This is a genomic window from Hymenobacter sp. BRD128 (assembly GCF_013256625.1).
GTDB lineage: Bacteria > Bacteroidota > Bacteroidia > Cytophagales > Hymenobacteraceae > Hymenobacter.
This window is the reverse complement of sequence record NZ_CP053908.1, coordinates 1269911-1282824: the sequence shown is the minus strand read 5'-3', so window position 1 is coordinate 1282824 and position 12914 is coordinate 1269911. Positions and strand designations below refer to the sequence as shown.

General features: G+C 61.1%; 10 protein-coding genes. 8 read left to right on the top strand and 2 right to left on the bottom strand.

The features are described 5' to 3' along the window. Positions 1-2: 2 nt before the first annotated feature. Positions 3-1565: a flavin monoamine oxidase family protein gene (locus tag GKZ68_RS05795; protein WP_367949206.1), complete on the bottom strand. Its 1563-nt coding sequence runs from the start codon at positions 1563-1565 to the stop codon at positions 3-5. A gap of 331 nt (positions 1566-1896) precedes the next feature. Here GKZ68_RS05795 and GKZ68_RS05790 point away from each other — a divergent pair, with 331 nt between their 5' ends. The 7 genes from GKZ68_RS05790 (at position 1897) to GKZ68_RS05760 (ending at position 7801) form a co-directional block, all read left to right on the top strand. Next, positions 1897-2454 carry a 30S ribosomal protein S16 gene (locus tag GKZ68_RS05790; protein WP_173111849.1) on the top strand — a complete coding sequence of 186 codons (558 nt, stop codon included), beginning with the start codon at positions 1897-1899 and terminating at the stop codon, positions 2452-2454. A gap of 113 nt (positions 2455-2567) precedes the next feature. Continuing rightward, entirely contained in the window at positions 2568-3134 is a 567-nt protein-coding gene (gene rimM / locus GKZ68_RS05785) for a ribosome maturation factor RimM (protein ID WP_173111846.1), read from the top strand. Between the two features lie 95 nt (positions 3135-3229). Further along, a complete protein-coding gene (gene trmD / locus GKZ68_RS05780; protein WP_173118198.1) occupies positions 3230-3904 on the top strand; it encodes a tRNA (guanosine(37)-N1)-methyltransferase TrmD in 675 nt (224 codons plus the stop codon). A 210-nt stretch (positions 3905-4114) separates the two neighbouring features. Next, on the top strand, positions 4115-4489 hold the full coding sequence (rplS, locus tag GKZ68_RS05775; RefSeq protein WP_173111843.1) for a 50S ribosomal protein L19: 375 nt from the start codon (positions 4115-4117) through the stop codon (positions 4487-4489). Between the two features lie 195 nt (positions 4490-4684). Beyond that, positions 4685-5497, top strand: coding sequence for a rhamnogalacturonan acetylesterase (locus tag GKZ68_RS05770; RefSeq protein WP_173111840.1), 813 nt, complete (start codon positions 4685-4687; stop codon positions 5495-5497). Further along, positions 5498-6451 (top strand): pectinesterase family protein, encoded by a 954-nt coding sequence (locus tag GKZ68_RS05765; RefSeq protein WP_173111837.1) that lies wholly within the window; start codon positions 5498-5500, stop codon positions 6449-6451. Between the two features lie 90 nt (positions 6452-6541). Continuing rightward, positions 6542-7801 (top strand): pyridoxal phosphate-dependent aminotransferase, encoded by a 1260-nt coding sequence (locus GKZ68_RS05760; protein WP_173111834.1) that lies wholly within the window; start codon positions 6542-6544, stop codon positions 7799-7801. A gap of 87 nt (positions 7802-7888) precedes the next feature. On the opposite strand, the gene GKZ68_RS05755 is transcribed toward GKZ68_RS05760, so the two are convergent. Then, entirely contained in the window at positions 7889-10189 is a 2301-nt protein-coding gene (locus GKZ68_RS05755; protein ID WP_217275319.1) for a glycoside hydrolase family 3 C-terminal domain-containing protein, read from the bottom strand. A gap of 310 nt (positions 10190-10499) precedes the next feature. Between GKZ68_RS05755 and GKZ68_RS05750 the strand changes: the two genes are divergently transcribed. Further along, entirely contained in the window at positions 10500-12908 is a 2409-nt protein-coding gene (locus GKZ68_RS05750) for a glycoside hydrolase family 3 C-terminal domain-containing protein (protein ID WP_217275317.1), read from the top strand. The last annotated feature ends 6 nt before the right edge of the window (positions 12909-12914 follow it).

The following is a 12914-nucleotide window of genomic DNA, read 5'->3' as shown; positions in this document are numbered from 1 at the left end:
ACTTAGCTTTTAACCGTAGGGTAGCTCACGCGCTGGTTGCTGAGGCGGCTGTGCACGGCCGCCACCACGCTGCGCGCCGACTCGAAAGCGCCGGCCATCCAGGCGGTGAGGTAAGTAGTGTGCTCGCCCGCGAAATACACGTGGCCCTCGGGCCTGAGCAGTGCCTGATAAAGAGTCTGGCGCTCCTCGGGCGAGTACAAAGCCCAGCCGCCCAGGCTGTGGGGCTGCTTGTGCCAGCTCACTGAGTATGACTGCTCAAACTCTTTGGGGTACTGCGGGTGAATGAGCTGACCCTTTTGCAGCGCAAGCTGCTCGCGCTGGGCGTAGGTCAGCTCCCCCACCCGCTGGGCCTTCTCGTTGAAATTATAGTAGCCAATGAGGATGCCCTTCTGGCTCTGGTAGTCGTACGACGGATAGAATATCTGCGTCAACTCATTGTTAGTGTGCGTAATGCCACCGTAAATCTGCTCATCCTCCTCCCAAAAGCGCCGCTTGAACTGCAAGCCAATCTTACCAACCTGGATGTAGGGCACCCGGTCGATGGCCCGGCTCACATCGCCGGAGAAATTATGAGTCAGGTTGCTCAGCACCGGCAGCGGCAGGGTGCAGATGCACAAGTCGCCGGCCAGCGCGTGAGTGCCCTGCGCATCGGTATAAGTCACCGTCACGCCCTGCGGCTGGTTCTGGATGGTGGTTACTTCAGCCCCCAGCTTAAGGCAGTCGGCCACGCGCTTTTCCAGGGCCTGGGCAATGCGGTCCATGCCGCCCACGGCTTGAAACATAGTCATTTGCAGCTCATAAGTGTACTCGGCCACGTTGTAGAAGTCGGGGTCGAGCAGGCCCGAGCTCACAATATCGGTCAGCCGGTGAGGGTTGCTGAGCTTGCCGGCAACGTTGCCCGCGCCCGGTGCTTCGGCATAGCCGCGCCGCGACGAAGCTTTATAGAGCTTATCAAGGTCGAGGCCACCTTCGGCGCGCAGATACTCCAGCACTTTGGCACTGTCTTCGGCCGAAAGGGCAGTATCTATCTGATTCTGGCTTACTACTTTGGCTAGCAGCTCGCTCATGTAGCCCCGCATGTCGTTGTGAATCTCGCGGGCCCGCACCTTTTTATTCGACAGCGGTCCCTTGCCCTCGGCAAAGTAGTAGCTGCCCTCGTTCACGTTGTTATACACCTCCAGCGGCACTCCTAGCTCCTTGCAATAGTGCATGCTGAGCTGGTGATGATGCGGAATGCGTGAAGGCCCGGCGTTGAAATACAGTCCTTTATCAAAGACTGCCGTTTGCTGCGAATTGGTCGTTTCGGTAGTAGTGACGCCGTCGCGCACGCTCCAGCAGCGGCCGCCGCTTCGCTGCCGAGCCTCCAGGATGGTGCAGCGGTAGCCCAGCTTGCGCAACTCGTAGGCGGCCGTCAGGCCGGCTAGGCCACCACCCAGCACGATAACGTGCTTGCCCTGGCCACTGCCTGCCCGCAGGTCGAAGGCGTGCACGGGCGCAGCGGGTAACAGGTTCAGCGCCAGAATAGCTGGATACGCCCCGGCTCCGAGCGCTGCACTTTTGGTCAAAAAGGCCCGACGGGAGATAGCATTTTCCATCAAACTGAATTATGACCTAAAAATTAAGGGATAATTTTTACAAATCAAGCATAATTAACCAGAATACCCTCTATTTAAGGGGTAACTTTTAATAAAAATTTACTAAATCTTAAAAATACCCCCCTAACAATGACAGCAAGACTTTAATCGGCTTATCCGCCTTCATCTTAGCTAGCATTCCGTGCTTACTTACAATAGTTGGGCAAGGCATGGCGGTAGTAACCTTTTCACGCCGTACCTTTGCGGCCCGAAATACACTTCACCCAGACGCACGAGTTGCGTCGCACAACCCCTAAGGTTTATGGCAGTTAAAATCCGCCTCGCCCGCCGTGGCCGCAAAAAGGCCGCGACTTACGACATCGTAGTAGCCGACGCCCGCGCTCCCCGCGATGGCCGCTTCATCGAGAAGCTCGGTACCTACAACCCCAACACCAACCCCGCCACCATCAACTACGACGGTGACCGCGCCTTTTACTGGGTGATGAATGGCGCACAGCCCACCGAAACGGTGCGCGCGATGCTGGCCTACCGCGGCGTACTGCTGCGTCGTCACCTGCAACTCGGCGTTACGAAGGGCGCCCTGACCCAGGAAGTAGCCGACCAGCGCTACCAGCAGTGGCTGAGCGAGAAAGACGCTAAAATCGAAGCCAAGAAGTCTGGCCTCGTAGATACCAAAGCGGAGAGCCGCGCTGCTGCTCTGGCTGCCGAAACCAAGGTGAAAGAAGCCCGCGCTACGGCCCTGGCCGCCAAGCAGGCTGCTGCCCTGGCCGCTGCTACCCCGGCTCCGGCTGCTGCCGAAGGCGAAGCTACCGAAGGCTCGACGGAAACCGCCGAAACTTCGGCCGAGGCTGCCGCTTAGTTTTGGGGGCACCCCGCTACGAAAGAACGTCATGCCGAGCGCGCTCGGCATGACGTTCTTTTTTGAGCCCGCGCCCGCATTTTTGTTCATTCGCTTACTCCGCTCCCCCGGCCATGACTCTCGACGAATGCTTTGAGCTAGGTTTTATTGTGAAGCCCCACGCCCTCAAAGGCATGATGGTGACCCAGTTGGACGTAGATGACGCGGCTACCTACGACCGGCTCAAAACCGTGTACCTGGCCTTGCCCACCGCGCCTACCAAGCTCACCGCCTACAGCGTGGAGCGCGTCAACCCGCAGGACGGCCTGCGGGTGCTGCTCAAATTGCGCGGCATCGACCGCATCGAGGAAGCCGAGCCGCTACGCGGCGCCAAGCTCTGGCTGCCGCTGAGCGAGCTACCCGCGCTTGAAGAACACCAGTTTTATTTTCACGATGTCATTGGATTTCAAGTTGTTGATGAAAAAGAAGGCGAACTAGGCGTAGTGGAGAACTTCTACGAGCTGCCGCAGCAAGACGTGCTAGCCATGCGCTACAAAGGCCAAGAAGTGCTGCTGCCGGTGGTAGATGAGCTAGTGAGCCACGCCGACATGGAGGCCAAGAAGCTGTTTGTCAATATGCCCGAGGGCTTGCTCGACATCTATATGAACCCCGGCGCCCATAAAAATCCGAACGCCGACTAGGATAACTTTTGCCAGGTAGCCGCGCGCGCCTTGAAATAAGGCAGATGGCTAGCTACAAAATCTGTGAAATCAGTTTTACTCTGCGCTATTCCGTGATTCGGTTCGACATTCTCACCTGCCAGCCGGACTTGCTCGACAGCCCGTTTGCCCACTCCATCGTGAAGCGGGCACAGGACAAGGGCCTAGCCGAAATCTGCGTGCACAACCTGCGCGATTACGCCATCAATAAGCACGGCCAGCTCGACGACTACGTGTTTGGCGGCGGGGCCGGCATGGTGCTGCGCGTGGAGCCTATTGCCAGCTGGATTGATGAATTGCAGACTCAGCGGAAGTACGAGGCCATTATCTACCTCACGCCCGATGGCGAAACGCTGCGCCAGCCGCTGGCCAACCGGCTCTCGCTGCTGGGCAACGTGCTTATCATTTGCGGCCACTACAAGGGCGTAGACCAACGCATTCGTGACCAGTATGTTACGCACGAAATCAGCCTCGGCGACTTCGTGCTGAGCGGGGGCGAACTGGCCGCCGCCGTGCTGGTCGACGCCGTGGTGCGACTGCTGCCCGGCGTGCTGGGCAATGAGGAATCGGCGCTGTCCGACTCTTTCCAGGATGACCTGCTGGCGCCGCCCGTGTACACCCGCCCGGCCGAGTGGCGGGGGCTAGCCGTACCCGAGATTCTGCTTTCAGGCAATACGCCCAAGATTGAGGAATGGCGGCACGAGCAGGCGCTGGCCCGCACCCAGGCCCGCCGTCCCGACTTGTTGCAGTAGCGACCGAGCGTGGCTGGTAGCATCTGCATAAGCTAGCCACTGTTGCAGGCACTAATTGTAACGTAATAAGATGCTTCGCAAGCGGACGTTAGCTGGACATGACAAAAGAGTTTGCATTTGCGCGCTTAATTTTCTATCTTTGCGCTCCGTTTCGCAAAATACCAACCTGTGGGCAGCGGCGCTGCCTGCTTTGTAATTCTTTTTTTCGCCATGAGCGTACTACTCGATTTCATTAATGCCGAAGGCCAGGAGCGCCGCGCCAGCTTTCCCAAGTTTGCCGCCGGTGACACCATCAACGTGCACGTAAAAATCCGCGAGGGCAACAAGGAGCGCATTCAGCAGTTCCAGGGCGTGGTTATCCAGCGCCGCAACCCCAGCAGCAACGGCGAAACCTTTACCGTGCGTAAGATTTCGAACCAAATTGGCACCGAGCGGATTTTCCCGCTGCTGTCGCCCAACATCGACAAAATAGAGCTGATTCGTCGCGGTAAGGTGCGTCGCGCCCGTCTGTTCTACCTGCGCGGCCTCTCGGGCAAAGCAGCTCGTATCAAGGAGCGTCGTCGCGACGTAGTAGCTGCCGCTTAAGCTGCGCTATTTCGCCTAGCCATTCAGCCGGCCTTTCCCTCGCGGGGAGGGGCCGGCTTTTTTGCGTTTGCTGCGGAGGGTCTGGCAACGTTGTCGGCAACGATTGCGCAGAAAAAGCAGTGCCTTAGACTGCCAAGCAGCTTGGGTTACGGCTAGCCGTCGGGAATTTAGCGGTTCGTTCCTACCCTTCCGCTCATGAACTCCCATCGTTTGGTGGCCGCGCTCGGCTTGCTGGGGCTGCTGGCGTTTGCGCCCACGGCCCCGCCCCACAAGACCAAGGTGTATTTGATTGGCGACTCCACGATGGCCAATAAAATTCCGGCTACTTTCCCTGAAACCGGCTGGGGGATGCCGCTGGTCACGTTTTTCGACTCCACGGTAGTGGTTGATAACCGGGCGCAGAATGGGCGCAGCACCCGCACGTTTATCGCCGAAAATCGCTGGCAGCCGGTGGTCGAGGCGTTGCAGCCGGGCGACTACGTGTTCATTCAGTTCGGGCACAACGACGAGTCGCCCGAGAAGGTGGACCGCTACACGCCGCCCGCCGACTTCCGGCGCAACCTGCTGCGGTTTGTGGCCGAGACGCGCAGCAAGCGGGCGCTGCCCATCTTGATTACGCCCGTGTCGCGGCGACAATTTGACAAAGATGGGCGCGTGAAGGAAACCCACGTCACGTACTCGGCCCTCACGGCCGCCGCCGCTGCCGAGGCCAAAGTGCCCTTGGTGGACCTCGACCGGCTGAGCCGCGAGCTGCTGCAAAAGATGGGCGATGAGAATTCCAAGCTGCTCTTCATGCAGCTAGCCCCCGGCGACCATCCCAATTACCCGCTGGGCCGCAACGACAACACGCACTTCAATGAGCTGGGCGCCCGCAAAATGGCGCAGCTCGTGGTGAATGACCTACGCGCCCAGCACATTGCGCTTGTCGAGCAACACCTCGCCAAAGCCTTGGCTAAGAACATGGTAGCTGCTCCGACCGGCGCAGCCGCCCAGCCTACTACTCCGTAAATGAAAGCGCTTTACCTATTGGCTGGCCTCAGCCTCACGGCCCTGGCTAGCCACGCCCAGACCACCGGCCCGCTCGTGGTGGCGGCCGACGGCAGCGGGCAGTTTCGCACGGTGCAGGCGGCTATTGATGCCGCGCCCAACCAAGCCGATAAGCCAGTTATCATTCAGCTCCAGCCCGGCACTTACCGCGAAAAAGTGACGGTGCCGACGCTGAAAACGCACCTCGTGCTGCGCGGCACCAACGCGGCCCGGACGGTTATCACCTACAGCGACCACGTGGGCCTGCCCGGCATTACCACCCCTAGCTCATACTCGGTGCTGGTGCAGGCCAACGACTTTACGGCTGAAAATGTAACGTTTGAGAACGCGGCAGGCTACACGGCCGGCCAGGCGGTAGCGCTGAACGTGGAGGGCGACCGGGCCATTTTCCGGCACTGCCGCCTGGTGGGCAACCAAGACGTGCTGCTGCTGGCCACCGGCGGCAGCCGGCAATACTACCAGGACTGCTACATCGAGGGCACCACCGATTTTATTTTCGGGGCCAGCACCGGCGTGTTTGACCACTGCGTGATTAAGAGCAAGAAAAACTCGTTTGTCACGGCCGCTTCTACGCCGCCTGGCCAGCCTTACGGCTTCGTGTTTATGGATTGCAAGCTGCTGGCCGACACGACCCTCGCCAAGAAAGTATACCTCGGGCGGCCCTGGCGGCCCCAGGCGCAGGTAGTGTACCTGCGCTGCGAGCTGGGCGGCCACATTGTGCCGGCCGGCTGGGATAACTGGAAAAACGCGGAGAACGAGAAAACTGCCTATTACGCGGAGTATAAGTCAGTTGGGCCCGGCGCGAAGCCGGCGGCTAGGGTACCGTGGAGCCACCAGCTCACGGCGCAGGAGGCAAAGAAATACACGCTGAAGCAGATTTTTGCGGGTAAAGAAGCCTGGGAGCCGAAGCACTAACGGCACGCGTTAGCTCCTGTCTTCACCAAAGGCGCCGCAATAAATGGTACCTTTGCCGGGTCATTGCTTCTCTCCCCTACCTCCTACCCCATGCGTATTTCCCGGCTAGCCGACCAACTGAGCGGCTCCGAAATTATTCGAATTGGCAATGCCGTGAGCGAGCAGATTCGCCAGGGCGCCACCATCTGCAACCTCACCATCGGCGACTTCGACCCCAAGCTGTTCCCCATTCCGGAGGCACTGCGCAAGGGCGTGATGGCTGCTTACGAGGCCGGCCAAACTAATTACCCGCCCGCCGCCGGCACTGCCGACCTGCGCCAAGCCGCCGCCGATTTCTTGCAGAAGCGCCTGGGCCTGAGCTACTCGCCCAACGATGAGCTGCTGGTAGCCGGGGGGTCGCGCCCGCTCATTTACGCGGCCTACCTGGCCCTGGTAGACCCCGGCGACCGTGTGGTGTACCCGGTGCCGTCGTGGAACAATAATCACTATTGCCACCTGTCGGGGGCTAGCCAGGTGATGGTGCCCACCCAGCCCGAAAACGACTTTATGCCCACGGCGGCGGAGGTGGCCCCCCACCTGGCCGGCGCCTCACTGCTGGCCCTGTGCTCGCCGCTCAACCCTACCGGCACGGTCTTTACCAAGGAGGTGCTGGAAGAAATCTGCGACCTCGTGCTGGCCGAAAACCAGCGCCGCGGGCCCGACGAAAAGCCGCTCTACATCCTCTACGACCAGATTTATTGGCTCCTGACCTTCGGCCAGACCCAGCATTTCGACCCGGTGAGTTTGCGCCCCGAGTTGCGCGACTACGTGGTGTACATCGACGGCATCTCGAAGTGCTTTGCCGCTACCGGCGTGCGCGTGGGCTATTCGTTTGGCCCCAAACTGGTAATTGACAAGATGAAATCACTGCTGGGCCACATCGGCGCCTGGGCGCCCAAGGCCGAGCAAGTGGCCACCGCCGCCCTGCTGCCGCAGGCCGATGTGGTCAATGACTACCTCACCGACCTGAAAAATGGCCTGCAAGCCAGCCTGGAAGCCGCCTACGAGGGCCTGAAAGCCCTGCGCAGCCAGGGCTACCCGGTCGATGCCATTACGCCGGCCGGCGCTATTTACCTCACGGCCCAAATTGACATCATCGGCCGCACCACGGCGGCGGGCACGGTGCTAGCCAGCACCAAGGAAATCACCGATTACCTGCTCACCGAGGCCCAACTGGCGGTGGTGCCGTTCAGCGCCTTCGGCGCCTCGGCGGCCGAGCCGTGGTTCCGCCTTTCGGTGGGCGCCGAATCGGCCGGCTCTATTCAGGCGGCGCTGCCGCGCCTGCAAGCCGCGCTGGATAAGCTGAAGTAGGCCGGCAATAGACTAAGGTTTTGATTTAAGGTAAAAAGACCGTCCAACTGAGTTGGACGGTCTTTTTGATTCTTACTCTCCGGCAGCCTACAGCGACACGCTACCCGTTTGCCGGATATCGCGCGAGGAGCTGCCCACCAGCAAATCGAACTTGCCGGGGGCTAGCACCCAGTCATTTTTGGCCTCGTCGTAGTATTTGAACGACTCAGCGGGCAGCGCGAGGGTTACGGTTTTAGTCTCGCCGGGCTTGAGGAAGACCTTTTCAAAGGCCTTCAGCTCCTTCTCGGGGCGCTTCACGGCCGTTTGGCCGGGCTTCACGTAGAGCTGCACCACCTCGGCGCCGGCCACCGGGCCGGAGTTGGTAACGGTGAGCTTGACAGTGGCGCTCTCCTTGCCGGGCGATACAGTGAGGGCGCCGTATTTGAAGGTGGTGTAGCTCAGGCCGTGGCCGAAGGCGAACTGCGGCGCTACTTTGTAGGTGTCGAAGTAGCGGTAGCCCACGTAAATGTCGTCCTTGTAGGTCTGCTTCAGCGGGTTGCCGGGCGTGCTCGGGTATTCGCCGAGCTTCATGGCGGGCGAGTCTTCCAGCTTCACGGGGAAGGTAAAGGGCAGCTTGCCCGACGGGTTTACGTCGCCGAACAGAATGTGGGCCAGCGCGTTGCCGCCTTCCATGCCGGGGTACCAGGCCTCCACGATGCCTTTGGCCTGGCTAGCCCAGGCCGACACGTCGATGGGCCCGCCGCCGAGCAGCACCACGGCCGTGCGCGGGTTGGCGGCCAGCACGGCCTGCACCAGCTCGTCCTGGCCGAAGGGCAGGTTCATGTCGGGCTTGTCGGTGCCCTCGGCGTCGTAGGCGTTGTCGCTCCACTTGGTGTAGTCGTAGCCGTGGATGGAGCCGCCCACGTAAATCACCACGTCGGCCGCCTTGGCGGCGGCCACTGCCTGCTGAATTAATTGCGGGTCAGCCTTTTGGCCGCGGGCAATGGTGTAGCCGGGGGTATAAGAGACATTGACGCCGCTACCCAGCTCATTCTTAATACCTTGCAGCGCCGAAACCTCGTACTTGGCCTTAATTTGGCCGCTGCCGCCGCCCATAGCATTCATGCGCTCGGCATTGGCCCCGATAACGGCCACCGTTTTCACCGACTTCTTGAATGGCAACAGATTACCCTCGTTTTTAAGTAGCACGATGCCTTCTTCGGCCACTTTGAGCGCAGTGGCCTGGTGCTCCTTGGTGTTGTAGGCGCCGGGCTGGCGCTTGGTGGGGCCTAGCTGGTGGGTGGCGTATAGCACGCGCAGAATGCGGCGCACCTTGTCGTCGAGCAGCGGTACTAGCGTGGGGTCTTTTTTGAGGGCCGCCAGGGCCGGGTCGGCTAAATAAAAGCGGTCGTAGTAGCTGCGGGCGGGCGCGGCGGCGCCCGCGCTGGCGGTAGCCTGGCTCTGGTCGACGTTGCCGTACATCATGGCCAGGTCGCTGCCCATTTCGAGGTCGGTGCCGTTGCGCAATGCCTCCTGGGTGTCGTGCACCGAGCCCCAGTCGCTCATTACCAAGCCTTTGAAACCCCACTCGCCTTTCAGAATGGTGTTCATCAGGTAGGCATTCTCAGTGGCGTAGGTGCCCCGAAACTTGTTGTAGGAGCCCATGAGCGAGTACACGCCGCCCTGCTGCACGGCGGCCCGGAAGCCGGGCAAATAGATTTCGCGCAGCGCCCGCTCGCTCATGTACACGTCGATGTCGTCGCGGTGGGTTTCCTGGTTATTGGCCGCGTAATGCTTCACGCAGGCCGACACACCCTGGCTTTGCACGCCCTGAATGTAGCCCACCACCATCTTCGACACCAGAAACGGGTCTTCACTCAGATACTCAAAGTTGCGGCCATTCAGCGGGGCGCGCACGATGTTGATGCCGGGGCCAAGGATGATATCCTTGCCGCGCGCGTTGGCTTCGCTGCCCAGCACCGTGCCGTAGGCGTGGCCCAGCGCGGGGTTCCAGGTGGCGGCCAGGGTGTTATTGGTAGGCAGGTAGGTGCCGGCGTCGTCGGCGCCCACGGGCGGCTTCCAGTTGCGGCCCTGCTCGGGGCGCACGCCGTGCGGACCATCGGAGGTCATTACTTCGGGGATGCCCAGGCGCGGCACGCCACCAGCGGCGAAGGCCGAATTGGCGTGAATCAGGTGCACTTTCTCTTCCAGCGTGAGCTTGGCGAGCAGGGCCGTGATGTCGGCCTCGTGGCCGAGCAGGGCCTGCTGGGCATTGGGGCTAGCCATGACGGTGAAGCGGGCCGCCGGGCGCGCAGCGGACTTGGCTTTTTGGGCCCGGACGCCACCGGTTGCGGCGCAAAACAGCGCCGCCGCCAGCACAGCCTGGGCACGAATGGAAAAATAGTGCATGTAACAAAACAGCGAAAAGAGGGTGGGAAAAACAGTGTAGCCGCCGCTGGGGCTGCCTAAGACCGAAGGTATGGGCTAGCGGACAGCGGGCCTACTTTTTAAGGCCAAATTACTATTTCCAATCACCGCCCGCCCCCGGAATTGTCCTTTTCTTCCGCTAAATAAGACATTGTAAAGTGGTTATTATCACTAAAATGCTGTACTATTGTTCAATCTAGCTAGCTTAGGCAGGCGCCTGGGTAGCTAGCCAGCCGGCCCGGAGTCTGCAGACAGCGCAGTTTTTTTTATTCCTCACTCTTTTTCACGTCCTATGCCCACCCACTACCGCTATTCTTTGCGGCCCACCCGCTTGGCGCTGCCGGCCCTGCGCCTGCTGGCGCTGGCCGCGCTGCTCGGCACCGCCAGCCCCGCGCGGGCCCAAACTGCCAACCTACCGCAGCTCGGCAAGGCGAGCCTCAAGGAAATTCTGGCCGCCCTCACCACTGAGGAAAAAGTGAAGCTGGTCGTCGGCATGGGCTTTTATCCGTCGGGCTTTCCCGAAGGCCTGCTGCCGCCCGGCAACCCCGGCGACCGCGAGGTGCCCGAAAAAGTACCCGGCGCGGCCGGCCGCACCCACGCCATTGCGCGGCTGGGCATCCCGTCGCTCACGCTCTCGGATGGCCCGGCGGGCGTGCGCATCGACGCCATTCGGGGCAAGGACAGCACCAAGACTTATTACGCCACGGCCTTTCCGGTGGCCACGCTGCTCGCCTCCAGCTGGGACACCACGCTGGTGCGCCGCGTGGGCGTGGCCTTCGGTAGTGAGGTGCGCGACTTTGGCATCGACGTGCTGCTGGCGCCGGGCATGAACATCCACCGCAACCCGCTGGGCGGGCGCAACTTCGAGTATTATTCCGAAGACCCCGTGGTGGCCGGCAGCGTAGCCGCGGCATTTGTGAACGGCGTGGAAAGCAACGGCGTGGGTACTAGTATTAAGCACTTTGCGCTTAACAACCAGGAATTTAACCGCATGCAGCTCAACTCGCACATTAATGAGCGGGCACTGCGCGAGATTTACTTGAAAGGCTTTCAGCTGGCCGTGAAAAAATCGCAGCCCTGGACGGTGATGTCGTCTTACAACAAGATAAACGGCACCTACACCTCCGAAAGCCACGACCTGCTCACGAGCTTGCTGCGCCAGGAATGGGGCTTTAAAGGGCTGGTGATGACCGACTGGTACGGCGGCTCCGATGCCGTGGCCCAGCTGAAGGCCGGCAACGATTTGCTGGAGCCGGGCACCTACAAGCAAACCCAGGCTATTTTGGCGGCGCTCAAAAGCGGCCAGCTCACACCCGCTCAGCTCGACGTAAACGTGACCCGCGTGCTGGCGCTGGTGCTCAAGTCGCCCACCTTCAAGGGCTACAAATACAGCAGCCAGCCGGCCCTGAAAGCCAACGCCGCCGTGGCCCGCCAGGCCGCCGCCGAGAGCATGGTGCTGCTGCGCAACGAGGCCAGGGCCCTGCCGCTGGCTGCCGGCCAGCAGGTGGCGCTGTTTGGCAACACGTCGTATAGCCTCATTGCGGGTGGCACGGGTAGCGGCGACGTGAACCGCGCCTACACGGTGTCGCTGGCGCAGGGCCTGAGCGCCGCGGGCTTCACGGTGGCCACTACCCCTAGCCAGGCCTACGCCCAGTACCTGCGGACCGAAAAAGCCAAGCTACCCAAGAAAAGAAGCTTTTTTGACCCGCTGCCCGTCATTCCCGAAATGCTGCCCGACGCGACCATGCTAGCGCAGCAGGCCCAAACCAACGACGTGGCCATCATCACGCTGGGCCGCAGCGCCGGCGAGGGTGGCGACCGCAAAGTAACCGACGACTTCGACCTCACGAGCGCCGAGCAGGCGCTCCTCAAGCAGGTAGCCGCAGCCTTCCATGCGCAGGGCAAGAAGGTGGTGGTTATCCTCAACACCGGCGGCGTAATGGAGGTGGCCAGCTGGCGCAGCCAAGCCGATGCCATTTTGCTGGGCTGGCAGCCCGGCCAGGAAGGCGGCCACGCGCTGGCCGACGTGCTCAGCGGCCAGGTATCGCCCTCGGGCAAGCTCGCCACTACGTTTCCCGTAGCCTATGCCGATGTGCCTTACGCCACAGAGTTTCCGGGCAAGCTGCTGGCCAGCACTGCCCCGGGCGCAGACGGCTCGCTGATGGGCAAAGCTTCCGAAAACACCTATAACGAAGGCATTTACGTGGGCTATCGCTACTACAATACCTTCAAGGTGAAGCCGGCCTACGAATTTGGCTACGGCTTGAGCTACAGCACCTTCACCTACGGCAAGCTGCAGCTTAGCGCGCCTTCGCTGGCCGGCAAAATCACGGCTAGCCTCAACGTGACCAACAGCGGCCCCGTGGCGGGCAAGGAAGTGGTGCAACTGTACGTGCACGCGCCAAAGGGCATCCTGGCCAAGCCCGAGAGCGAGCTGCGCGCCTTTGCCAAAACCAGGCTGCTAGCCCCCGGCCAGTCGCAAATCCTCACCTTCACCCTAACCGCCGCCGACCTGGCCTCCTACAACACAGCTGCCGAGGCGTGGCAGACCGACGCCGGCACCTACACCGCCCGCGCCGGGGCCTCGTCGCTCGATATTCGCCAGTCGGCCACCTTCTCCGTTCCCAAGCCAGTGGTGGTGCAAAAAAGCCGCAAGCTGCTGGCCCCGCAACAGACTGTAGAGGAGCTGAGCGTAAAATAGACTCGG